Source organism: Pararhizobium sp. DWP3-4 (genome assembly GCF_049898205.1).
In the GTDB taxonomy this organism is placed as follows: domain Bacteria; phylum Pseudomonadota; class Alphaproteobacteria; order Rhizobiales; family Rhizobiaceae; genus Pararhizobium.
In genome coordinates, this window is record NZ_JAFCXF010000002.1 from 563,177 (window position 1) to 584,249 (window position 21,073).

A 21,073-nucleotide genomic window follows, 5' to 3' on the forward strand; every position below is an offset into this window, starting at 1 on the left:
GAAAGGCTGGACGATTCAGTTGACGGCTGTCAGCGTCACCGACGTGCCGCCCGCAGCCAGATTGAGGCCGAGCTGGCCGGTCACGCTGATCGTCTGCAGGTGGATGGAGCCGGAGGTGCCGCCGACCAGGATGTTTGCACCGACGCCGGCACCGACCGTGGCTTCAACACTTGCGCCCTGATAAAGACCGCTGAGCGATCCGCGATGGTAACCTGCCGTCGGTGCCAGCACCGCCCAGACGAGTTTGCTGCGCGTCGTGAAGCCGAGGTCAACGCCCATCTTTCTGACAGCGCCGGTATAGTGATCTGTGCGTTCGTTCCCGACCGAGGAATGGAAGGTGCAATCAATCTCCTTGGCCGAGCCAAGAACGTAACCGGCGCCACCGCCGACCTCGCATTCGAGATAGCCGATCTTCACACCGCCGCGCACATCGCTCTCTTCATAGCTTGGAGCCGGCGCGCCGTTTGCCAGATCGGCAGCCTGTGCGGCAAGTGTGCCCGTCAGAGCCAGGGTCGCGGTGGTGAGCGCCAAAGCGAGGGTTTTGTTCATTATTTTTCCTTCTCAAACCGGGGCCGCATTCCGCACGCGGCCATTCAGCCGATAGATTTACAACAGTCATCGAATGCAGCGATCCCACATGGGGAATTGAACGCAAGACAAGCCAGGATCGGTTGCAGATGACAGACACTCAACTGTTCACCTGTTATTAGGACATTTCAAAGGCAGCCCAGCCACTCCACCGATGCGCCCACAACATGCTGATTGCCCGTCACCGAAATCACACAGAATCGGGCTTTCTTCCCGTGAACCGGGGATGGCTACGATCAAGGGAAGCTCTCGCGGCGGGAAACCGCTCAGTCGCCTGCAGAGCGAAATCTCTGACTGCCAATGGCAAGTTTCCGCATGTGAACAATGAGGAGGCTGTCGAGAGCAGACCGCACGGGAATACCAACAGGCATCATGGCTGCGGAGAAGACCACAGCGCCGCCGAACGGCGAGGGCCTGGAGAAACCGGCTATTGGCCGGAGAGCGCCGGGCCGTCTGCGGTTGACAGGCACCGTGCCGCTTCCAAGCCGGTGACGAAACGCACACCCCGCCACCGCGTGTGGTGACGGGGTAGATGGTAGCTTCGGAACGCTTATTCCTCGATCGTGTATTCGCCCAGCTCGCAGAGATCCTGCGTGTCGGTCGTGACGTCGAGATCATCGCCCTGGAATTCGAACCGCATGTCGTACTTGCAGACCTCGCGTCCGTCGCCAATGGTGATTTCCATGGTTTCGCCCGGGCCAAGCGCCTGACGGCCAAAAATATCATCTTCCCACTTGTCGACGCCAACAGGCGAAGCATGGAAATTGTTGAGTACCGATTTCGTGCCGTTCTTCAGCGTGAAGACGAGATCTTCCGCATGGGAGACACTGGCCGTCAACAAAACCGCTGCGGCGGCAACGGCGATTTTCATTCTCTGCATTTTCTGCTCCATAAAGCCCAAGCGGCTGCTGACTTTAGAGCGCTCCAAAAGTGAATACGGCATGAATGAGGCAAGTGTAATTCAAGCCACGCTTACGCAAGCCGTCAGCGTCACATCTGTCTGCGTTTACCCGTGTCCTTTGCATTCGCACGGCGCCGATCGCAATTTAAACTATTGTTTTTAAATCATAATTTTATAGCCAGTCGTCATGCCGACGAAACGCCGGATACACCATGGCCAGCGGATTACGCTCTGATCCCGTCCGCAATAGTCAGGTCCACCGGCAGATATGACAAAAACACCACCAAATATGGAGCACGCTGCCCGCCACTTGGCCGGATTTTCGCGGCCATGCGCGATCGTAATCGCGATTGTCCGGCAGGCAACGCATGGACTGAACCCAGATCGCCATGCAATACGCCGTCCGTACGGCTGCATGATAAAAAATAGTTTTGAAGACCAAATTAATGGTGCCCGGAGGCGGATTTGAACCACCGACACGCGGATTTTCAATCCGCTGCTCTACCAACTGAGCTATCCGGGCATCCTTGCCTTGCGGCGATGGTTCCGCTTTGGGAACCGTGGGGCGTTGGTTGCGCCCCGGAAGCGAGCGGGGTTATAACATCTTGTTCGGCGGTGTCCAGCACCAAATGACGTTTTTTCGACAGGAAAATGTCATTTGGTGCAAATACCTGAAAAACAACGGATATCCCGCAAAATTTAGCCGGTCTCAGTCCTCACCGTCGGCTTTCGATTCATCATCTGCCACCGGAATCGCGTAGGAACCGGTCAGCCATCTGTTGAGATCGACATTGCGGCAACGGTCCGAACAGAAAGGATAATGTTCGCGGTGCGACGGGCGTTTGCACTCGGGGCAGGTCACTGTCTTGCGCAGCGGCGCCACGTTGGAGGCGCTCTTGGTTTCGTCTGAGCTCATGGCCTTTTAGCCCTTCATCCAGCTGTCATGCACGTCGTAACCCTCGCCTGAAAGCAGGCTGACGGTCTCATAGAGCGGCAAGCCGACGACATTGGTGTAGGAACCCACCAGTTTGACGACAAAGCTGCCGGCGATGCCCTGGATGCCGTAGGCACCCGCCTTGCCGCGCCACTGGCCCGAAGCAAGATAGCTGTCGATGTCGTGGCTGGAAAGACGCTTGAACCGGACCTTGGTGTCGATGACCTTCTGGCGCACCGTCTTGTCCGGCGTGATCAGGCAGATACCGGTATAGACGCGGTGGCTGCGGCCGGACAGAAGATGCAGCGCGCTTGAAGCTTCGCTGACCAGTTCAGGCTTGGGCAGAATTCGGCGGCCGACGGAAACGACGGTATCGGCGGCAAGGATATAGCTTCCCTCCCAGCCGTGTTCGCCCTTGATGGCGGCCAGTGCCGCTCTCGCCTTTTCGGCAGACAGCCGCCAGGCAAGCGAGCGCGGATGCTCGGTGCGCTTCGGCGTCTCGTCGAGATCCATCGGCATCAGGCGCGCAGGCTCGATACCCGCCTGTGCGAGCAGTTCGACGCGCCGCGGCGAACCGGAGGCCAGGATCAGCTTATGTGTCAATGCCATCGCAACAGCGCCATCGATCTCGAGTTTGCGGCGCGCACGCCGCCGCGCTTACTTGAAGCGGTAGGTGATACGGCCCTTGGTCAGGTCGTACGGCGTCATTTCGACAAGCACCTTGTCGCCAGCGAGGACGCGGATGCGGTTCTTGCGCATGCGGCCAGCCGTATGGGCAATGATTTCATGCTGATTTTCGAGCTGGACGCGGAACGTTGCATTGGGCAGCAATTCGGTAACGACGCCCGGGAATTCGAGGACTTCTTCTTTCGCCATGTAGGGTATTTCTTTCTGTGCTTCGATAGAGGCGCTTCTCGCACCTTTTAAAAATTTGGCGGAAACTACACAATCGCCGCTGTTTTGTGAACAGCAGCGAGCTCATTTTCCGGTTTTGCATGTGCCCTATGCCATCTTGTCCGGCATTTGTCCAAGCAAACGATGCTTGAGCAGGCTGGCAATGTGATTTCTGACCTCGCGATAGGCCGAAACGATCTGTTCGCGCGTGCCGGTCGCGACTGTCGGGTCCGGTGTCGGCCAGTAGACCACGTCGATCGCCATCGACCGCGTCAGTTCCAGCGCCGCATGATGCGCCTCTGGCGCCAGCGTCACGATCAGGTCGAAATAATCGTCTTCCAGTTCATCCAGCGTATGCGGCTGATGCCGCCCGGCGGTCAGCCCGATCTCCTCCAGCACCACATCGACGAAGGGGTCGCGCTCGCCTGGCCGGACACCGGCCGAAGCGACATAGGTGCCGGGCGGCAGCATCGCCCTTGCCAGAACCTCCGCCATCGGCGAACGGATCGCATTCATCCCGCACATGAACAGCACCGACCCCGGCGTTTTCGCGCTCCGCTGCGGTTCGTTGGGGAAAGCAGCGACCGTCACCGTCATCCCCGCCAGTAGAGCACGCAAACCAGCGTGAACAGACGCCGCGCCGTATCGAAATCGAGCTTGATCTTGCCCGACAGCCGGTCCATCAGCGTCTGCGAGCCCTCATTGTGAATGCCGCGCCGCCCCATGTCGATCGCCTCGATCTGGCTTGGGGTAGAGGAACGGATGGCCTCGTAATAGCTTTCGCAGATCAGGAAGTAATCCTTGACGATCCGCCGGAACGGCGTCAGCGACAGGATATGGGTGGCAACCCCGGCATCGGTCTCGGTGGTGATGGCAAAGACAAGCTTGGAATCGACCAGCGACAGCTTGAGCCGGTAGGGGCCGCCGATGTGGCCGGCGGGCTCGAAAAAATTCTCCTCGATCAGATCGAAGATCGCCACCGCCCGTTCGTGCTCGACATCGGGTGTCGAGCGGCCGATGGTCTCATCCAGCACGACATCGCAAAGACGGTGGCTGGATGTCATCCCTCGCCCCCGAGATTGAGGCGGATGGCAACCGAGCGCGCATGGGCTTCAAGGCCTTCGGACCGGGCAAGCGCGATGGCCGCCGGTCCGAGATCGCGCAGCTGGTCGGCGCCGAGGCGCAGGATCGAGGTGCGTTTCATATAGTCGAGCACGCCGAGGCCCGACGAGAACCGCGCCGAGCGTGCCGTCGGCAGCACATGGTTGGAGCCGCCGACATAATCCCCGATCACTTCCGGCGTGTGGCGGCCGACGAAAATGGCGCCGGCATTGCGGATCTTCGGGATCATCGCATCGGCATCGGCAAGAGCGAGCTCGAGATGCTCGGCTGCAATCCGGTTGGCGAGCGGTACGGCCACGTCAAAATCAGGCACCAGGATAATAGCGCCAAAATCGCGCCAGCTGGCGCTGGCCGTTTCCGCCCGGGGGAGCGTGCGCAGCTGGCGCTCGACTGCGGCCTCGACCGCAGCGGCAAAGGCCGCGTCGTCGGTAATCAGGATCGACTGCGCGCCGACATCGTGCTCGGCCTGGGCCAGAAGATCGGCGGCGATCCAGTCCGGATCGTTGTCGCGATCGGCGATGACCAAGACTTCCGAAGGTCCCGCGATCATGTCGATACCGACCGTGCCGAACACCTGGCGCTTGGCGGCGGCGACATAGGCATTGCCCGGTCCCATGATCTTGGCGACCGGTGCGATCGACGCCGTGCCATAGGCAAGGGCCGCGATCGCCTGGGCGCCGCCGATGCGGTAGATTTCCTCGACGCCGGCCATGCGCGCGGCGGCCAGAACCGCCGGATTGATGACGCCGCCATTGGCTGGAACCACCATGACGATGCGCTCGACGCCGGCAACCTTGGCCGGCAGCGCGTTCATCAGTACCGAGCTGGGATAGCTCGCCGTGCCACCCGGCACATAGAGACCGACGGCATCGATCGCCGTCCAGCGCGAGCCGAGGCCGACGCCCATCGAATCCTCGTAGATATCGTCCTTCGGCCGCTGGCGTGTGTGATGCGCCTCGATGCGCACGGCAGCGACCTTGAGCGCGCCCAGCACCTCGGACGGCACGGCATTGATCGCCGCGTCGATCTCGCCGGCCGTCACGGCCATGCCGGTCACGGCGAAATCGAGCCCGTCGAACTTCTTGGTATATTCGGCAAGCGCTTCATCACCACGCAGGCGCACATCGTCGATGATCGTCTTGACCACCGCATTGACGTCTTCGGACACTTCCCGCTTGGTCGTCAGAAAGGCTGCGAACTCGGCTTCGAAGCCGGGGGTCAGATAGTCGAGACGGAGAGCCAATGAAAACGTCCTTATGGGTGGTCGGCGGAGATGCACGGCCCTTTGAGGCCAGCGAGATCAGGATATCAGGCGCCGGCGGGATGGCGCGGCTTGAAACCGGTTTCCCATGCGCCGCCGGTATCTGCAAGCTGAACCTCGATACATTCCACATCGAGCATGATCGAGGCTTCGCCGGACAGGATGAACTCGACGGTTCCATCCGGCCCTTCGCCGTTCGGCTCGAACTGGATGGCCAGCAGCGACAGCACTGTCTCGTCGTCCTTGCGATCGAAACCGATCGAGCGGACGGCGGTGACGCGCTTGAAGGCGAGCAGGCTGCGGCGGCGCTCGAACGACTTGCCGCGGCCTTCGGCGGTTTCCCAGACGAAGCGGTTGATCACCAGCGACAGCTGTTGCAAGCGCGGTGCGTAATCCAGTCCGGAAACCTTGAAGACCGCGTCCTGCACATGGGCGGACACGATCTCCAGATCTTCAGGGTCCAGCCCCATCAGCTTCAAAGCATCCATGCCATTCATCCCTTGCCTGCGCAGCCAGCGGCTGCCCTCATCATCACACAGGACATAGGACGCCGGCATCGAATCCGCAACTGCCGGCCGGATGCGACGGGTCGGATCAGTCGCTGACGCGTTCCACCTGGGCGCCGCAATTGTTGAGCTTTTCTTCCAGGCGCTCGAAACCGCGATCGAGGTGATAGACGCGCGACACCATCGTCTCGCCTTCCGCCACCAGACCGGCGATAACCAGCGATACGGAGGCGCGCAGGTCGGTTGCCATGACCGGTGCACCCTTCAGGCGCTCGACGCCCTCGATCTTTGCCGTCTGGCCAGACAGCGTGATCTTGGCGCCGAGGCGGGCCAATTCCTGCACATGCATGAAACGGTTTTCAAAGATCGTCTCGGTGATGTGCGACGTGCCGGATGCCTTGGTCATCAGGCCCATGAACTGTGCCTGCAGGTCGGTCGGGAAGCCTGGGAAAGGATCCGTCACCACATCCACCGGCTTGATGCCGCCGCCGTTGCGCACGACGCGAAGGCCGCTTTCGGTTTCGGTGATTTCGGCGCCGGCGCGGCGGATGGCTTCGATCGCCGTATCAAGCAGCTTGGCATTGGTGCCTTCGAGCACGACGTCACCGCCGGTCATCGCAACGGCCATGGCATAGGTGCCGGTCTCGATCCGGTCCGGCAGGACGCGGTGGCGTGCGCCTGACAGCGAGGTAACGCCTTCGATGGTGATCGTCGAGGTGCCGGCACCGCTAACCTTGGCGCCCATGGCATTGAGGCAGTTGGCGAGATCGACGACTTCCGGCTCGCGCGCGGCATTGCCGATCACCGTCGTGCCGTTGGCGAGCGTCGCCGCCATCATCATCACATGGGTGGCGCCAACCGAAACCTTCGGAAAGACATAACGCGCGCCGACCAGGCCGCCCTTCGGCGCCGTCGCATTGATATAGCCGCTGTCGATCTCGATATTGGCGCCGAGCGCCGTCAGGCCCTCGATGAACAGATCGACCGGCCGCGTGCCGATGGCGCAGCCGCCTGGCAGCGAGACGCGGGCCTTGCCTTCGCGGGCGAGAAGCGGCGCGATGACCCAGAAGCTGGCGCGCATCTTCGAGACCAGCTCGTAAGGCGCGGTCGTATCGACGATGTTGCGCGAGGTAAAATGAATGGTACGGGAATATCCTTCGCCCTGGCGCTCGCGGCGGCCATTGACGGAAATGTCGGCGCCATGATTGCCCAGGATGCGGATCAGCTGCTCGACATCGGCCAGATGCGGCACGTTTTCGAGCGTCAGCGTGTCATCGGTCAAAAGCGACGCGATCATGAGCGGCAGCGCTGCATTCTTGGCGCCGGAAATAGGGATGATGCCGCGCAGCTCGTTGCCGCCAATAATTCTGATGCGATCCATAGGGTACCTTACGGGCGCCGCCCGCCTTTCCTGATAGTCCGAACTTTAAGAGATTGGCGCCTCCATAAAGGATGCGCCGTGAAATGAGAAGCAAATTGAACCGATGCCGGATGCGCATCCACGTGGATGCAGCAGCAACATGGATAGTGACTGGGCTCGTCCCGATGTTTCATCCGATCAGCCGAGGCATCAAGCTTGCGGGAATGACATTGCCGACCATCGTGACCCGCCCCCGGATCCGGTCGATGGTGTTGGTGCAGTTTATTCCGCAGATTCGTCCGTTTTTGCGGCAGGCAGGCCAGATGTTTCATCGGCGGCACCGGCACGCCGCGCCCGTCCCTGTTGCTTGCGCCGCAAAAGATTGTCGCGCAGCGTCTTCGCCGCCCGCTCGCGGCGCGCCTCGGCCTGCCGCTCGGCTTCGTGTCCCGGCTCGAGATGGCCCGGTTCGAGCTTGCCAGCCGCAGCAGGGGTTACAGCATCTTTGCGTGTCTTATCGTTGTTATCTTGCATAACCGCTCAGATACCGCAAAACCAAGCGCTCCGGAAGGGTGCCAGGTTTTTCGCGTGCGCCATCCGATGAAAACTTCGATTTGCGGCTTGCGCTCCGCAACAAGCTATGGCAATAGGCCCTCGCTCGCGCCGGACAAACACTGATCCGACCGCACGATGCTGCTATAGCTCAGGGGTAGAGCACTCCCTTGGTAAGGGAGAGGCCGAGAGTTCAAATCTCTCTAGCAGCACCACTTTTTTCTCATATTATGTCGATTTTCGCATTTGGAACGAACGCAAAAGCTCATGGCTTGTGTTCCCTTGACTTTTTAGCGAAAATAGAACATACAGCGAACAAATGGAACGTTACAGGCGGGGCGACCGTTATTTCCTGGACGGCACGATCGCTGGGCCACCTAACCTTTGAGGTAAGACATGAGCCATGTTGATGAAATTACGGCGCGTACGCAGGCAGTTCTGGCGCGGTCGCGCGCATTCAGGGAACGGTCGCAGGCCATGCGGGAAGAGCACAGGGCTCTGATCGAGCGCGCCTCGATCAAGTCAGGCCAGCTTCATTTCGTATTTCCAGCCTCAAACTCCGATACCGCGAAGCATTGAGGGGATAATCGTGTGCCTACCAGAGGATGGGGGGATTCAGCTCCCTTGAAAATCTTTTCGCGATGGCCGGAGATGTCACCACTGTAAACCAGACGCAACAAAAGTGGCTTGTGCAAGGATCACGTTCTACCTTTCAGTGAAAGCGCGGCGCCTGCAGGCGATAGGCCAGACGTCTTGAATGCATCACTGATCCCACTACATTGTCGCAATGAGCGTCCTTGCGGAGCGAGCCCAATGAAATCTGTCATTTTAATGAGTATCGTTGCCCTGATGCTCGCCTCTTGCACCACGCCGGATGTCGAACCGATCCCCGGCAGTATCACCTATGGCGGCCAACCGCGCACCAAGCTGACGAAATCGCCGATCGGCAGTCTCGTGCACAATTCGTTCCGCACCGTGACAGGCGTTGCCTACGAGACCTATGTCATCCAGCCGGACCGCTCGCTAAAGCTGATCCGGCGGGAGATCCGCAGCGACTTTTTCGACCAGAATTAAGTTCTCATCGCCTCACGAGGCGACGACGGTCCTGGGTGAACGGGCGACCAGCCGCGCATAGTCGATCGCCGACAGCATGTTGACATGGTTGGCCTTGCCGGTGCCGGCAATATCGAAGGCGGTGCCGTGATCGACCGACACCCGGTCGATCGGCAGGCCGAGGGAGACGTTGACGGCGGTCTCGAACGCCACCAGCTTGATCGGGATATGTCCCTGGTCGTGATATTGCGCCACGACCAGATCGAAGGCGCCGCCATAGGCGCGGGCATAGACGGTGTCGGCGGAAATCGGGCCGACCACATCGATGCCCCTGGCCTGCGCCAGTTCGACCGCCGGCGCCAGAAACTTGGTGTCTTCATCGCCGAACAGGCCGCCCTCGCCGCAATGCGGATTGATGCCCGCGACCGCGATGCGGGCCTTGCGGCCGAGACGCAGGAAATGCCGGTGGCCCGCCTCGATCGTTGCCAATACCCGCTCGACGGTCGCCCGCTCGATCGCCGTGCGCAGCGATACGTGCGTGGAGACGTGGATCGTGTTCAATCGTTCGGATGCCAGAAGCATGAAGGAACTTTTGGAGCCGGTGAGATGCGCAAGAAGGCCGGTATGACCATCGAAATGATGGCCGGCGAGGTTCATCGCTTCCTTGTTGATCGGCGCCGTGACGATGCAATCAACTTCGCCGGACAGCGCCAGTTCGACCGCGCGCTTGATGTAGCGCACCGACGCATCGCCGGCGACCGGGCTGACCTTGCCGATCTCCGGCAGGTCTGCATCGATCGCAACCTCATCGACGGCGATCGTACCTGCAGCGGGGGACGCTGAAAAATGCAGTTCCGTTCCCGTCACCCGGTTGGCCCGCTCCAGCGCCTCGACATTGCCGACGACGACGAAGTTCGCCCTGTCGGTTTCCGGTAGCGACGCCAGAGCCTTGACGATGACCTCAGGACCGACGCCGGCCGGATCTCCCAGCGTGACGGCTACGCGCGATGTTCTCATGTTCAGTCCTCCATGCGGCGCTGTGGCCGTGGCTGCGATCCGGAGCCGCAGGCATGTTGCGTCAATAGGCGGCTTGATAGATCGAAAGAATGTCGTCGCGCGCGAGATCGCGCGGATTGTTGTCGAGCAGGCGGCGAATGGCAAAGGCGTCGTCGGCCATGACGCCCAGATCCGTCTCCGGCACGCCGAGTGCCGAGAGCCGCATCTCGATGCCCAGCCCAGCGCAGAAACCAAACGCGGCATCAAAGACCGAGGCCTGGTCGGCACCGGCCTTGAGATCGAGTGCTGCGATCACCATCGCCGTCTTTTCCGCAGCCGACGGGGTATTGAACGCCAGCACATGCGGAAAGATCAGCGCATTGGCGGCGCCATGCGCCACATGCCAGCGCGTGCCGAGGGGATAGGCCAGCGCATGGCCGCCGGCGGTATTGACCGGGCCGAGGCAAAAGCCGCCGTAAAGCGAGGCGAGCGACAGACCCGCCCGCGCCTCGGCATCCGAACCATCGGCAACGGCGCGGCCAAGATAACGTCCGACCAGACGCACGCCCTCGATCGCATAGAGGTCGATCATCGGATGCGCCTTGCGGTTGGTGAAAGCCTCGACACAATGGGCCATCGCATCGACGCCAGTGGCGGCGGTCGTTGCTGCAGGTACGGTAAAGGTCAGGCCAGGATCGATGACGGCGATATCGGCGAGCATGTGGATGCTTTCGACAGCCAGTTTCGCCTGCGTTGCCGGATCGGTGACCAGGGCGCGGATACCGGCCTCGCTGCCGGTCCCGGACGTGGTCGGCACCTGCGCCAGTCCGGCCCGGCGGCGCGCGGCCACCTTGCCCGCACCGACGACATCGCGCAACGTTTGACCGGAGCCGGAAAGGACCGAGGCAAGCTTGGCCAGATCCATGGCACTGCCGCCGCCAAAACCGACGATCAGATCGGCCTGCGCCTTATCGGCGGCGGCCAGCACCAGGTCCAGATTGTCCGTATCCGGCTCCGGCTTCACCTCCGAAAAAACAGTGACGTCTCCCGGCAATTCCAGAATGCCGACGCGCGATGCGTTGAACGCATCCGAGATGACGAGAATGCGCGCAAAACCCTGGTCTTTCGCCCATTTTCCCAGTTTTCCAGCCACGCCGACGCCGAACTCGATGATATCCGGGCGGACGATCGTGATGGGCGCGTTCAAACTGGTCATGGACATGTCCTCGTTGTTTTCGCCGCATCATCCATTGAGGACAGCAACCAACATGTAAATTTGTTATATAAAACTGTCTTTCTTGGCAATAGCCAAGGTGCACACAAGCGCTGTTTTATCCTTTCCAGTCCCATTTGGCGAAGTCAGAACACGCTAAGTTTCCATTAAGTAATTGTTTTAAATCGTATTATGAAGGAAATTGTGAAGTGCATCTCTCCTTCACCGAAATTGGGAGACAAGCAACAGGCGCACCGAAATGGAGTGGACACCTTGTAAACAGACGCATGAAACCCGCGCCATTTGGCGTGAGTTCCGGACCCACAACCATATTTGTCAAATCCCGTTCGGACAGCGCTCGATTTTTCGCGGCTGCAACACATGTATTTTCCACTCAAACGGTGGAAAAGCGTGGATTTGCGCGCAGCAACAAGACCTTAAAAGCCGTATCCGGGCTCCAGCCGCACATATTTTATCGCCCGGCGATAATAGGTGTAGGCGACATGGAGCGCTCCGTCCGGCCCCTCGACAATCGACGGGTAGGAATATTCGCGGTTGAGTGCGTCCTTGGAATTGTTGGTGAGGCAATAGCCATCGCCGGTTTCCAGGTGAACGGGATCGCCAAAGGTCTCTCCGCCATCACCGGAAGAGACAAGGCTCATCGGCGCGCGGGAAACACCCCAAATCGCTTTCGGCCTGCCGTCGGCAGCAGACGCCGCCTCCGCCGGCTCGGCCGGCGCGCCCTCCTCCGCCTCGATCTCATCGTAGAGAGAATGGCGCCGGTCGCTGGATGTCAAAGCACTGGAATGATTGTAGATGATCGCGATCCGGCCATCCTTGAGCGCAACCGCCTGGATCGATGAATTGTTGTTGGGCAGCCCGGTTGGCGCCGGCGCAGTCCACGTCATGCCGTCGTCCTCCGATGCTGAGCGCAGGATATGCGTAGCAAAGCGATTGCGGAAGAAGGCCACCAATCGCCCGTCGCCACGCGGGACGATGTTCATATGGACGGCACCGACGCTGCCGGGCAGATCGATCATATCCCAGCTGGATCCGGCATTGCGCGAGATCAGAACGGCGGCCGTATCGGCGTCGCCCGTCCAGCGCTGGCCGGGCGCGCCAATGCAGCGGAACACCGGCAGCAGCCAGTCACCCTTGGAGTTGACGACGATGGGCTGACGCACGAACGTGCCCGGACGGTCGCAGAGGATTTCGACGGGACCGAATGTGCGCCCGCCATCAGCGGAAATCCGCCGCTTGACGACGGCGCCGTCCTGGTTTCCAGAGGTTTGCGACGTGAAGATCAGCCAGACATCGCCATCCGGCGCCGTGAAGATCAAGGGGTTCTGTTCGGACTTCTGCGGATCGTCCGACATTTTTTCCGCATCCGACCAGTGGCTGGAACCGGCCGGCAGTCGCGACATGTAGATCGAGATGTCACCCATGCCCTCCATCGTGCCGCCAAACCAGACACAGGTCAGCGTGCCATCAGCAAGGAAAGCCAGATTGGCCGCATGGTTCTGGACGCAGGGCGATGGCAGGAAGGCGTCGAAACGATATTTTTCTGCCGCGTGCGGCTGGATAGCGCCATTCATAAGTGATGGGATTTGCTCAGGTTTCAGGCCGGAACCGGATGTCATGATCCACTCCCCTTATGGCAATTGCGCAAACTTGACGGCGAGATCCGCCTGGTCGGTAGCGCTCAGCGCCATCAGCGGCGGGCGCGGGCGCGCCCAGGCGGAATTGCTGTTCTTGAGGCCGACCATTGCCTTGATCGTCGGGATCTGGACGTAGGAGTTGGACAGCGAGCGATAGGCATTGATGCGCGCCTGCGCCGCCTCGACATCGGCTGCGCGAGCGGGATCGTTGGCATGATCGTAGACGGTGCGCAGGGAGTTTGCGACCAGATTGGAGGTCGCGGTAATGCAGCCCGCGCCGCCTGCCTTGATCAGCGGCAAAAGCAGAGGATCGGCGCCGGCCAGTACGGAAAATCCTGGAAACGCCGCGAGAAGCGCCTGCATATTGGCGAAATCGCCAAACGAATCCTTGATACCAACCACCGTATCCGGAAACGCCTCGATCAGGCGGCCGATCAGCGGCAGGGTCAGCGGAATGCCGGAGACCTGGGGAATGTGATAGAGCACGACCTGTAGCCGGTCGTCGGCGATCGTTTCGATGATCCGGGCATAGGCGGCAAACAGGCCATCGTCCGATACGCCCTTGTAATAGAACGGCGGCAGCATGACGACGCTGCGAACACCGACGGACAGCGCATGCCGCGTCAGCTCGATCGTCTCCGGAATGGCGGCAACGCCGGTCCCGGGCATCAGCTGATCGCCGGATATACCCGCCTTCAGCGCCGCCTCGAGAATAGCGCGGCGTTCGGCAGACGAAAACGAATTGGCCTCGCCGGTCGTGCCCAGCAACGCCACGCCGTGACAGCCTTCGCTGAGAAGGCGCTGGCAATGGGCGGTGAACAGGCCAAGATCGGGCGTATCGTCGGCATTGAGCGGCGTCGTGGCAGCGCTATAGACGCCGGTGATCCTGTGAATCGTCATTTTTGCAAACTCCTCCGCGAGCATCCGGCCATTTTGGGTGCCGTCATTCTCCTGCTTCTTCCGCAATCATGACAAGTTGTCAAGAAAAAATCGGCACCGGAAATTTCAACAAAAATCCATCATATTGATAAATATCGGTTTTTACTTAAGCAAAAGGTGGGCAATGAATAAACCAAGAAATAATGTTGACATATTTACAATAACGATCCAGTGTCCGGCTTCATCATGGCGCGGCAAGCTGTCCGGAACCGGCAGAAGGAGGGCGCGATGACAGCATCTATTGGAGGATCGGATGTCTAATCAGAGCAATGAAGCCGGCGCGTCGCAGCCGCAGATCACACGCCGCGATGCCTTGAAACTCGGCCTCGGCACCAGTGTGGCCCTCGGCCTGTTCGGCCTGAACGCCCGCATCGTCATGGCCCAGGAAGGCCAGGTGCTCAAGGTCGCGAACCCTGCCTTCAACCAGGACTGGTCGCCGTTGCGCGGCGGCGGCGTACCATATCGCTGGAATTCCGCCTGGTGGGCAGCGCCGATGTATTTCGACAGTAAGGGCGAATTGCACCCTTACGTCTTTACAAGCTGGGAACCGGACGCCGACAACAAGACATGGACCTTCAAGATCGACCCGAAGGCCGTGTTCTCCGATGGCAGCAAGATCACTGCCGAGGACGTCAAGGGTTCCTGGAACGTCTCGGCCATGCCGAACACCAAGAACCAGCGCGCCGACCAGGTGCTGAGCAAGGTCGCAGGCTATGCTGATGTCGGCGCCGGCAAGGCCAAGGAAATTTCCGGCATCGCCACGCCGGACGAAGGCACGGTTGTCGTCACCCTGTCGGAAGCCGATCCGATCTTCTTCATGCGGCTGGGCAACCATATCGCGCCGATCACCAAGGCTTCGCAGTCGCGCGGCGAAGACGGCGAGGAAATCGCCGACTGGTACATGCCGACCAGCGATGCCGTCTATTCCGGTCCATTCAAGCTGACCAGCATCGATCTCGACGCCGGCAAGCTGGTGTTCGAGCCTAATGAGAACTTCTTCGGCCCGAAGCCGAAACTGGCGCGTATCGAGATCGACTCGATCGAAGACAACGTCACCGCGACGTCGCTGTTGAAGTCCGGCGAATACAATGCCCATACGGAGCTTGTCACTTCGACCATCGTGCAGGATCTCGGCGCCAGCTTCGCCGAAGGCCCGCTAATCCCGACCAGCCAGCATTTCTGGTTCAATTCGGCGCGTGCACCGATGGACGATCCAAAGGTTCGCCAGGCGTTGATCATGGCTGTCGATCGCGACGGCCTGATGAAGGCGTCGTTCCCGGATGGTCCGCACAAGAAGACCGATCAGGTCATCAACTCCGTACCCGGCGCCGATAGTTCCGGCTTCGAGCCCTATCCATACGACCCGGAAGGCGCCAAGAAACTTCTGGCTGAATCGACCTATGGTGGCCCTGAACGTCTGCCAAAACTGCTGTTCGTCGGCATTTCCGGCCCGGCGATCGAGGCTGCCGCCCAGTTCATCGCCGAACAGTGGCGCCAGAACCTCGGCATTACCGCGGTCGATATGAAGCCGCAGCAGGATGCCTATGCAGGCCCCGACCAGAACGCGGTGCAGATCTTCCGCGACGACGTCGGCACCCGCGTTCCCGATGCCGTGTCCTATCTCGCCGGTTCCATCGCCTCGACCTCTTCGAACGCGCAGAACAAGCTGGGCGGCTACAAGAACGACAAGGTCGACAGCCTGCTCGCAGAAGCCGCCACCAAGTCGGTGGACGATCCGCAGCGTGTGGCACTGGCGCTCGAAGCGCAGAAGGCCTTCCGCGAGGACTGGAGCTTCATCCCCTGGTATGCGCAGGCGATGTCCCGTTGGGCCACCGACAAGGTGTCCGGGATGGACAAGAATCTCGACTGGCAGGTCGTGGCCCCCTGGGACATCTCGGTCGCTTGAGGCAATTGCCATACTCGATATCTGCTGTGCGGAGGCGGAAGCCGCTTCCGCACAGATTGCCATTGCTGGAATATGATTGCGGACCTTTGCCGCAGGGCAAGGCTTCAAGCATCATCTTCTGAAACCAAGGGTGGGAGACTGCCATGCTGCGTTACATCGCGACCCGTTTCGTCGTCTGGATTCCATCCGTCCTTCTCGTCATGCTCGGCGTCTATGCGCTGGCCTATTTCGGCGCCGGCGACCCGATCAAGCTGATTTTTCTGCGTGCACCGGGCGACGTCGCCTATAATCCGGAACGCATCGAGGCGATCCGCGAAAGTGCGGGCCTCAACCGGCCCTTCCTTGTCCAGTTCGGCAGCTATATCTGGAACCTGCTGCATGGCAATTTCGGCAATTCGCTGAGCTCCGGACGGTCCGTCTGGGCAATGATCTCTGCTGCCGCCCCGGTTTCCTTCAAGCTGGCGCTCTGTTCCGTCATCCTGACCGCGGTCGTTGCCATTCCGCTCGGGCTGATCGCCGCACTCAACCAGAATACCCGCACCGACTATGCCATTCTTGGCTCGGCGCTGTTTCTCTGGGCGATCCCCGCTTATGTCGCCGGCCCGATGCTGATGGTGATGCTGATCATGATCCTGCCCGGTTCCGCCGTGCCCTATGGCTGGGGTGGTATCTTCGACGTGCGGATCATACTGCCGCTGCTCGTTCTCTCCTTCCAGCCGATCGCGCTGATCGTGCGCCAGACGCGCGCCGCAGTGATTGAAGTTCTTTCCGAGGATTTCGTCCGCACCGCCCGTGCCAAGGGCGTTCCGGAAGTCATCGTCGCGCTGCGCCATATCCTGCGCCCGGTGCTGACCCCCGTTGTCACCCAGCTTGGCCTGATCATGATCACCATCGTCAATGGGGCGATCTTCGTCGAGCTGGTTTTCGGCCTGCCGGGTCTTGGCCGCCTCACCGTTCAGGCGCTGACCAATACCGATTACCCCGTCATTCTGGCCATCACGCTGATCGGCTCGTTCCTGGTGATGATCTCCAACCTTTTGGTCGATGTGCTCTATCCGCTGCTCGATCCCCGCGCCAACGACACAAGAAGGAGCCGCTGACCATGTCCGTCGTTCCCATGACCACTACCCCCATCGAGATCGAACCGCCCGTCAGCCTCTGGCGTGACGCCTGGCACCGGCTGCGCCGCAACAGGCTCGCCGTCTTCGGTCTCGTCATCGTCGTCATCCTTGCCTTCGCGGCAGTGTTCGGTCCGTATCTGACGCCTTACGACTTTCTCAGCCAGGATTTGAATTCGCGCAACATGGCCCCGTCTTTGTCGCATCTGTTCGGCACCGACGATCTCGGCCGCGATGTCTTCAGCCGCGTCGTCTACGGCACGCGCACCGCCTTTCTGGTGGCGATCGTTGTCACCTTCATTGCCGTTCTGATCGGCGTGACGCTCGGCGCCCTCGCCGGTTTCTTCGGCGGCTGGCTGGACCGGATCGTCATGTGGCTGACCGACATGACCATGTCGATCCCCAACCTTCTGCTCGTCGTCGTCATCAATGCCTCGCTGAAATCGCCGATCACCGGCTGGATGGAAGCCCGCTATCTGGCGACGCTCAACCCGGTCTACCGAGAAACCATCTGGGTCGATTTCTTGCTGGTCTTCGGCTCGATGGCGCTGATCTCCTGGCCGCCCTATGCCCGCCTTGTGCGTGCGCAAGTGCTGTCGATCCGCTCTCGCCCCTACATCACCGCCGCCCAGGCGCTGGGGCTGACCAACCGCATCATCCTGATGCGCTATGTCGTGCCGAATGCCCTTGGCCCACTGATCGTGGCAGTCAGCGCCGGCCTCGGCACCGCCATGGTTCTGGAGAGCGCCTTTTCGTTCCTCGGCGTCGGCGTCAACCCGCCAACGCCCAGCTGGGGCAACATGATCTCGGACGGCCTGCGCGTCTGGCAGCATTATCCGCATCTGCTGGCCGCGCCCGCCGCCGTTCTCGGCCTTGCCTCCGTCGCCTTCTCCTTCCTCGGTGACGGCCTCAACGATGCCCTCAATCCGCGCGGAGCGAAGTGATGATGATGGCAAGCGATATCCGCCAAGAACCATCGGCCAGGGCCAGCGAGCGCCTGCTCGACGTCAAGGGCCTGACCATCGAGATCGAAACCCGCAACGGTCCGGCCACCATCGTCGATGGCATCGACCTGCATGTCGACAAGGGCGAGACGCTGGGCATCGTCGGCGAATCCGGTTGCGGCAAGAGCCTGACGATGCTGAGCATGATGCGGCTTTTGCCCAACAAGATCCGGGTCACCAAGGGGCAAGCCAATTTTGCCGGCCGCGACCTGCAGACAATGTCGAATTCCGAACTGCGCAAGGTGCGCGGCGGCGAGGTCGGCTTCATCTTCCAGGACCCGATGACCTCGCTCAATCCGGTGATGCGCATTGGCCAGCAGCTGGCCGAACCGCTCATTTATCATCGCGGCATGTCGAAGGCAGAGGCGCGCAAGCGGGCCGGCGAGCTCTTGAAGCTGGTCGGCATTCCCGGCGCCGAGGATCGTCTCGACGCCTATCCGCATGAACTCTCCGGCGGCATGCGCCAGCGCGTGATGATCGCCATCGGCCTTGCCTGCAATCCGCAGCTCCTGATCGCCGACGAGCCGACGACCGCGCTCGATGTGACGATCCAGGCGCAAATCGTCGATCTGGTGAAAGATCTGCGCGACAAGCTCGGCATGTCCGTCGTCTGGATCACCCATGACCTGGCGCTGATTGCCGGTCTCGTCGATCGGATCAACGTGCTCTATGCCGGCACCGTGGTCGAAGACGCGCCGGTCGATGCGCTGTTTGCCAATCCGAGCCATCCCTATACGCAAGGGCTGCTCGCCTCGATCCCGAAACTGTCCGACGAGCGCTCGACGCGCCTCAGCTCGATCGGCGGCACCCCACCCGAACCCGGCCGCCGTCCAAAGGGTTGTCCGTTCGCGCCACGCTGTCCGCTCGCGGAAGCGATCTGTCGTGAGCGTGTCCCGGCACTGGAAGGCCTGAGCCACGGCGGTGCCCACCGCGTTGCCTGCTTCGTTGCCCAAAGAAAACTGGAGGCTGCATGATGGCTGCCCAACCACTGATGCGCATCGAACATCTGGTGAAGCATTTTCACGTCCGGCTCGGTGCCTTTGGCGAGCGCGCCGCAACCGTGCATGCGCTGGACGATGTCAATTTCGATATATTCGAAGGCGAGACGCTGAGCCTCGTTGGCGAATCCGGCTGCGGCAAGTCCACCACCGGCTTCACCCTGCTCAACCTGCACCGGGCGACCGAAGGCAAGGTGATCTATCAGGGCAAGAATATCGTCGAGCTCGACGAAAAGGCGATGCGGCCCTATCGCCGCCAATTGCAGATCGTCTTCCAGGACCCCTATTCGACGCTCAACCCGCGCATGACGATAGGCGAAGCCGTCGGGGAGCCGATCCTGTTTCACAAGCTTGCCACCAAGGCCGAGCTGAAGGACCGGATCGCCACGCTGCTGGCCGATGTCGGCCTGCCGCCGCGCTTTGCCTCCCGCTATCCGCATGAACTGTCCGGCGGCCAGCGCCAGCGCGTGGCGATCGCCCGGGCGCTCGCCTGCCAGCCGAAATTCATCGTCTGCGACGAAGCGATCTCGGCGCTCGACGTTTCCGTGCAGGCGCAGATCATCAACCTGTTGCTCGACCTGCAGCAAAAATACGGACTGACCTATCTGTTCATCGCCCATGATCTCGCTGTCGTCCGCCATATCAGCGACCGCGTCGGCGTCATGTATCTCGGCCGTCTCGCCGAGCTTGCGACCCGCGAGGAACTGTTCGAACACCCGCTGCATCCCTACACCAAGGCGCTGCTCTCGGCAGTGCCGGAGGCGGACCCTGCCCATGAGCGCAGCCGCAAGCGGCAGATCCTGCAGGGCGATGTGCCTAGCCCGCTGTCGCCGCCTGCCGGTTGCCGTTTCCACACCCGCTGCCCGATCGCCATGGAAGTCTGCGGCAAGGTGGTGCCGGAATGGCGTGAAGCCCGCCCCGGCCATATGGTCGCCTGTCACGCGGTGACGGAGGGCCTGTCCGGATGACGCTGCAAGTCGCCATCATTGCCGACGACCTGACGGGGGCGCTTGATACCGGCACGCCCTTTGTCGAGGTCGGCCTGACGGTGACGGTGGCAATCGACGTCGAAGCCGTGGCGGAGGCACTCGCGCGCGACCCGGACGTCCTCGTGATCAACACGGCATCACGGGCTCTTTCCGCCGGGGCAGCCGCCCAGCAGATCCAGGCAGCTCTTGCCGCGCTGGGCACAGCAAGACCGTCGATCCTGTTCAAGAAGATCGATTCACGGCTCAAGGGCAATGTCGCTGCCGAGAGCATGGCGCTTGCCGAAATTACCGGCAGTAGCCGGATCATCATTGCGCCGGCCATTCCGGATCAACATCGTTTCACCATCGATGGCGCCGTCACTGGTAGAGGTGTCGAGACGCCGCTGCCAATCCGCACTGTTTTTCCCGCTGATATGTTGGCGATCGATGTTTACGACGCCAGCACCGATGCCGATCTGGATGATCTGGTTGGGAGGACCGACTGGTCCACCACAGTCGCCGTCGGCGCGCGCGGTCTTGGCAGCGCCTTTGCCCGTTCGCTGGCGAGGCCACCTGCCCTTCGCCCGTCATTCCCGCCATCCACGCAAACCTTGTTTGCTTTCGGATCGCGCGATCCCATCACATCGGCCCAGATCGAACATCTCGCCGAACACCGACAGCTTGTGGCCATTGTGGATGCTCCCGCCGGCGAATTGTCGGCAGAGGAGGTCCACGGACTTCCTGCCGTAGCGCGGTGTTCCGGCGGGGAGATAGAAAGCCCCGAACACGTCGTTTCCCGCTTTGCCGACGGCATCCGGCAGGTGGTCGAGCAAATCCGGCCCGACATGCTGATGATGGGCGGCGGCGATACCGCACTTGCGATTCTGAAAGCGCTTGGCGCCAGCGTGCTGTCTCCCAATGGCGAGATCGAAGCGGGCATTCCGTGGTTTCAGATCGAAAGCCCGGACGGGCGGACAATCTGCTGTGCGGTCAAATCCGGGGGCTTCGGTACCATCGATTCTTTGCTAAAACTCGTGCCGGAGAATCTGCTAAGTCAAAAACCGTCCCATAGGACAAGGATCGAAAAACAGGCGTGGTGAAGAAA

23 protein-coding genes and 2 tRNA genes are annotated in these 21,073 nt (G+C 61.0%); 9 read left to right on the top strand and 16 right to left on the bottom strand.

The window, feature by feature from the left end:
- Window positions 1-15 precede the first annotated feature (15 nt).
- The 12 genes from ACP7E6_RS07895 to ACP7E6_RS07950 all read right to left on the bottom strand — a co-directional run bounded on the left by ACP7E6_RS07895 (window position 16) and on the right by ACP7E6_RS07950 (window position 8,097).
- The gene (locus tag ACP7E6_RS07895; protein ID WP_426229160.1) at window positions 16-549 is read right to left on the bottom strand and encodes a DUF992 domain-containing protein; all 534 of its coding nucleotides are present in this window, start codon (window positions 547-549) and stop codon (window positions 16-18) included.
- A 589-nt stretch (window positions 550-1,138) separates the two neighbouring features.
- Window positions 1,139-1,459 (bottom strand): hypothetical protein, encoded by a 321-nt coding sequence (locus tag ACP7E6_RS07900; protein ID WP_426229445.1) that lies wholly within the window; start codon window positions 1,457-1,459, stop codon window positions 1,139-1,141.
- 477 nt (window positions 1,460-1,936) lie between these two features.
- A tRNA-Phe gene (locus ACP7E6_RS07905) sits at window positions 1,937-2,012 on the bottom strand.
- Window positions 2,013-2,198: 186 nt separating this feature from the next.
- Window positions 2,199-2,405 carry a DNA gyrase inhibitor YacG gene (yacG, locus tag ACP7E6_RS07910; RefSeq protein ID WP_426229161.1) on the bottom strand — a complete coding sequence of 69 codons (207 nt, stop codon included), beginning with the start codon at window positions 2,403-2,405 and terminating at the stop codon, window positions 2,199-2,201.
- A 6-nt stretch (window positions 2,406-2,411) separates the two neighbouring features.
- Window positions 2,412-3,032 (bottom strand): Maf-like protein, encoded by a 621-nt coding sequence (locus tag ACP7E6_RS07915; RefSeq protein ID WP_426229162.1) that lies wholly within the window; start codon window positions 3,030-3,032, stop codon window positions 2,412-2,414.
- Between the two features lie 48 nt (window positions 3,033-3,080).
- The gene (gene infA / locus ACP7E6_RS07920) at window positions 3,081-3,299 is read right to left on the bottom strand and encodes a translation initiation factor IF-1 (RefSeq protein WP_037105236.1); all 219 of its coding nucleotides are present in this window, start codon (window positions 3,297-3,299) and stop codon (window positions 3,081-3,083) included.
- Window positions 3,300-3,425: 126 nt separating this feature from the next.
- Window positions 3,426-3,914, bottom strand: coding sequence for a low molecular weight phosphatase family protein (locus tag ACP7E6_RS07925; RefSeq protein WP_426229163.1), 489 nt, complete (start codon window positions 3,912-3,914; stop codon window positions 3,426-3,428).
- On the bottom strand, window positions 3,911-4,381 hold the full coding sequence (locus ACP7E6_RS07930; RefSeq protein WP_426229164.1) for a UPF0262 family protein: 471 nt from the start codon (window positions 4,379-4,381) through the stop codon (window positions 3,911-3,913). Before ACP7E6_RS07930 ends, ACP7E6_RS07925 begins: the two co-directional genes overlap by 4 nt.
- The gene (hisD, locus tag ACP7E6_RS07935) at window positions 4,378-5,682 is read right to left on the bottom strand and encodes a histidinol dehydrogenase (RefSeq protein WP_426229165.1); all 1,305 of its coding nucleotides are present in this window, start codon (window positions 5,680-5,682) and stop codon (window positions 4,378-4,380) included. The genes ACP7E6_RS07930 and hisD overlap by 4 nt, the downstream gene beginning before the upstream one ends.
- A 65-nt stretch (window positions 5,683-5,747) precedes the next feature.
- Window positions 5,748-6,188, bottom strand: a complete 441-nt coding sequence (locus tag ACP7E6_RS07940) for a DUF2948 family protein (protein WP_426229166.1) — start codon at window positions 6,186-6,188, stop codon at window positions 5,748-5,750.
- 106 nt (window positions 6,189-6,294) lie between these two features.
- Window positions 6,295-7,587, bottom strand: a complete 1,293-nt coding sequence (gene murA / locus ACP7E6_RS07945) for a UDP-N-acetylglucosamine 1-carboxyvinyltransferase (RefSeq protein ID WP_426229167.1) — start codon at window positions 7,585-7,587, stop codon at window positions 6,295-6,297.
- A gap of 261 nt (window positions 7,588-7,848) precedes the next feature.
- Window positions 7,849-8,097, bottom strand: coding sequence for a hypothetical protein (locus ACP7E6_RS07950; protein ID WP_426229168.1), 249 nt, complete (start codon window positions 8,095-8,097; stop codon window positions 7,849-7,851).
- 158 nt (window positions 8,098-8,255) lie between these two features.
- Here ACP7E6_RS07950 and ACP7E6_RS07955 point away from each other — a divergent pair.
- The 3 genes from ACP7E6_RS07955 to ACP7E6_RS07965 all read left to right on the top strand — a co-directional run bounded on the left by ACP7E6_RS07955 (window position 8,256) and on the right by ACP7E6_RS07965 (window position 9,189).
- A tRNA-Thr gene (locus tag ACP7E6_RS07955) sits at window positions 8,256-8,330 on the top strand.
- Between the two features lie 181 nt (window positions 8,331-8,511).
- Window positions 8,512-8,694, top strand: coding sequence for a hypothetical protein (locus tag ACP7E6_RS07960; protein ID WP_426229169.1), 183 nt, complete (start codon window positions 8,512-8,514; stop codon window positions 8,692-8,694).
- A gap of 234 nt (window positions 8,695-8,928) precedes the next feature.
- Window positions 8,929-9,189: a hypothetical protein gene (locus tag ACP7E6_RS07965; protein WP_426229170.1), complete on the top strand. Its 261-nt coding sequence runs from the start codon at window positions 8,929-8,931 to the stop codon at window positions 9,187-9,189.
- Between the two features lie 12 nt (window positions 9,190-9,201).
- Here ACP7E6_RS07965 and pdxA read toward each other — a convergent pair whose 3' ends face one another.
- The 4 genes from pdxA to ACP7E6_RS07985 all read right to left on the bottom strand — a co-directional run bounded on the left by pdxA (window position 9,202) and on the right by ACP7E6_RS07985 (window position 13,935).
- Window positions 9,202-10,185, bottom strand: a complete 984-nt coding sequence (pdxA, locus tag ACP7E6_RS07970; protein ID WP_426229171.1) for a 4-hydroxythreonine-4-phosphate dehydrogenase PdxA — start codon at window positions 10,183-10,185, stop codon at window positions 9,202-9,204.
- Between the two features lie 61 nt (window positions 10,186-10,246).
- The gene (locus ACP7E6_RS07975) at window positions 10,247-11,380 is read right to left on the bottom strand and encodes an iron-containing alcohol dehydrogenase (RefSeq protein ID WP_426229172.1); all 1,134 of its coding nucleotides are present in this window, start codon (window positions 11,378-11,380) and stop codon (window positions 10,247-10,249) included.
- A gap of 434 nt (window positions 11,381-11,814) precedes the next feature.
- Window positions 11,815-13,017, bottom strand: coding sequence for a sialidase family protein (locus ACP7E6_RS07980; protein ID WP_426229173.1), 1,203 nt, complete (start codon window positions 13,015-13,017; stop codon window positions 11,815-11,817).
- 12 nt (window positions 13,018-13,029) lie between these two features.
- Window positions 13,030-13,935, bottom strand: coding sequence for a dihydrodipicolinate synthase family protein (locus tag ACP7E6_RS07985; RefSeq protein ID WP_426229174.1), 906 nt, complete (start codon window positions 13,933-13,935; stop codon window positions 13,030-13,032).
- 292 nt (window positions 13,936-14,227) lie between these two features.
- Between ACP7E6_RS07985 and ACP7E6_RS07990 the strand changes: the two genes are divergently transcribed.
- The 6 genes from ACP7E6_RS07990 (at window position 14,228) to ACP7E6_RS08015 (ending at window position 21,068) form a co-directional block, all read left to right on the top strand.
- Window positions 14,228-15,880, top strand: a complete 1,653-nt coding sequence (locus ACP7E6_RS07990) for an ABC transporter substrate-binding protein (RefSeq protein WP_426229175.1) — start codon at window positions 14,228-14,230, stop codon at window positions 15,878-15,880.
- 143 nt (window positions 15,881-16,023) lie between these two features.
- Window positions 16,024-16,980, top strand: a complete 957-nt coding sequence (locus ACP7E6_RS07995; RefSeq protein ID WP_113316195.1) for an ABC transporter permease — start codon at window positions 16,024-16,026, stop codon at window positions 16,978-16,980.
- 2 nt (window positions 16,981-16,982) lie between these two features.
- Window positions 16,983-17,942 carry an ABC transporter permease gene (locus ACP7E6_RS08000; protein WP_426229176.1) on the top strand — a complete coding sequence of 320 codons (960 nt, stop codon included), beginning with the start codon at window positions 16,983-16,985 and terminating at the stop codon, window positions 17,940-17,942.
- Window positions 17,942-18,976 carry an ABC transporter ATP-binding protein gene (locus tag ACP7E6_RS08005; RefSeq protein WP_426229177.1) on the top strand — a complete coding sequence of 345 codons (1,035 nt, stop codon included), beginning with the start codon at window positions 17,942-17,944 and terminating at the stop codon, window positions 18,974-18,976. The genes ACP7E6_RS08000 and ACP7E6_RS08005 overlap by 1 nt, the downstream gene beginning before the upstream one ends.
- Entirely contained in the window at window positions 18,976-19,968 is a 993-nt protein-coding gene (locus tag ACP7E6_RS08010; protein ID WP_426229178.1) for an ABC transporter ATP-binding protein, read from the top strand. The genes ACP7E6_RS08005 and ACP7E6_RS08010 overlap by 1 nt, the downstream gene beginning before the upstream one ends.
- Window positions 19,965-21,068: a four-carbon acid sugar kinase family protein gene (locus ACP7E6_RS08015; RefSeq protein WP_426229179.1), complete on the top strand. Its 1,104-nt coding sequence runs from the start codon at window positions 19,965-19,967 to the stop codon at window positions 21,066-21,068. The genes ACP7E6_RS08010 and ACP7E6_RS08015 overlap by 4 nt, the downstream gene beginning before the upstream one ends.
- Window positions 21,069-21,073: the final 5 nt, after the last annotated feature.

Bases quoted from the DNA above. Each gene is read 5' to 3' on its own strand.
- ACP7E6_RS07960 (WP_426229169.1), top strand. From the start codon at position 8,512: ATGAGCCATGTTGATGAAATTACGGCGCGTACGCAGGCAGTTCTGGCG.
- ACP7E6_RS07975 (WP_426229172.1), bottom strand. From the start codon at position 11,380: ATGACCAGTTTGAACGCGCCCATCACGATCGTCCGCCCGGATATCATC.
- infA (WP_037105236.1), bottom strand. From the start codon at position 3,299: ATGGCGAAAGAAGAAGTCCTCGAATTCCCGGGCGTCGTTACCGAATTG.
- ACP7E6_RS07990 (WP_426229175.1), top strand. From the start codon at position 14,228: ATGTCTAATCAGAGCAATGAAGCCGGCGCGTCGCAGCCGCAGATCACA.
- ACP7E6_RS07985 (WP_426229174.1), bottom strand. From the start codon at position 13,935: ATGACGATTCACAGGATCACCGGCGTCTATAGCGCTGCCACGACGCCG.
- ACP7E6_RS07995 (WP_113316195.1), top strand. From the start codon at position 16,024: ATGCTGCGTTACATCGCGACCCGTTTCGTCGTCTGGATTCCATCCGTC.
- ACP7E6_RS08010 (WP_426229178.1), top strand. From the start codon at position 18,976: ATGGCTGCCCAACCACTGATGCGCATCGAACATCTGGTGAAGCATTTT.
- ACP7E6_RS08005 (WP_426229177.1), top strand. From the start codon at position 17,942: ATGATGATGGCAAGCGATATCCGCCAAGAACCATCGGCCAGGGCCAGC.
- ACP7E6_RS07925 (WP_426229163.1), bottom strand. From the start codon at position 3,914: ATGACGGTGACGGTCGCTGCTTTCCCCAACGAACCGCAGCGGAGCGCG.
- ACP7E6_RS07900 (WP_426229445.1), bottom strand. From the start codon at position 1,459: ATGAAAATCGCCGTTGCCGCCGCAGCGGTTTTGTTGACGGCCAGTGTC.
- ACP7E6_RS07980 (WP_426229173.1), bottom strand. From the start codon at position 13,017: ATGACATCCGGTTCCGGCCTGAAACCTGAGCAAATCCCATCACTTATG.
- ACP7E6_RS07895 (WP_426229160.1), bottom strand. From the start codon at position 549: ATGAACAAAACCCTCGCTTTGGCGCTCACCACCGCGACCCTGGCTCTG.
- murA (WP_426229167.1), bottom strand. From the start codon at position 7,587: ATGGATCGCATCAGAATTATTGGCGGCAACGAGCTGCGCGGCATCATC.
- ACP7E6_RS07915 (WP_426229162.1), bottom strand. From the start codon at position 3,032: ATGGCATTGACACATAAGCTGATCCTGGCCTCCGGTTCGCCGCGGCGC.
- ACP7E6_RS08015 (WP_426229179.1), top strand. From the start codon at position 19,965: ATGACGCTGCAAGTCGCCATCATTGCCGACGACCTGACGGGGGCGCTT.
- pdxA (WP_426229171.1), bottom strand. From the start codon at position 10,185: ATGAGAACATCGCGCGTAGCCGTCACGCTGGGAGATCCGGCCGGCGTC.
- ACP7E6_RS08000 (WP_426229176.1), top strand. From the start codon at position 16,983: ATGTCCGTCGTTCCCATGACCACTACCCCCATCGAGATCGAACCGCCC.
- ACP7E6_RS07940 (WP_426229166.1), bottom strand. From the start codon at position 6,188: ATGGATGCTTTGAAGCTGATGGGGCTGGACCCTGAAGATCTGGAGATC.
- ACP7E6_RS07930 (WP_426229164.1), bottom strand. From the start codon at position 4,381: ATGACATCCAGCCACCGTCTTTGCGATGTCGTGCTGGATGAGACCATC.
- yacG (WP_426229161.1), bottom strand. From the start codon at position 2,405: ATGAGCTCAGACGAAACCAAGAGCGCCTCCAACGTGGCGCCGCTGCGC.
- ACP7E6_RS07950 (WP_426229168.1), bottom strand. From the start codon at position 8,097: ATGCAAGATAACAACGATAAGACACGCAAAGATGCTGTAACCCCTGCT.
- ACP7E6_RS07965 (WP_426229170.1), top strand. From the start codon at position 8,929: ATGAAATCTGTCATTTTAATGAGTATCGTTGCCCTGATGCTCGCCTCT.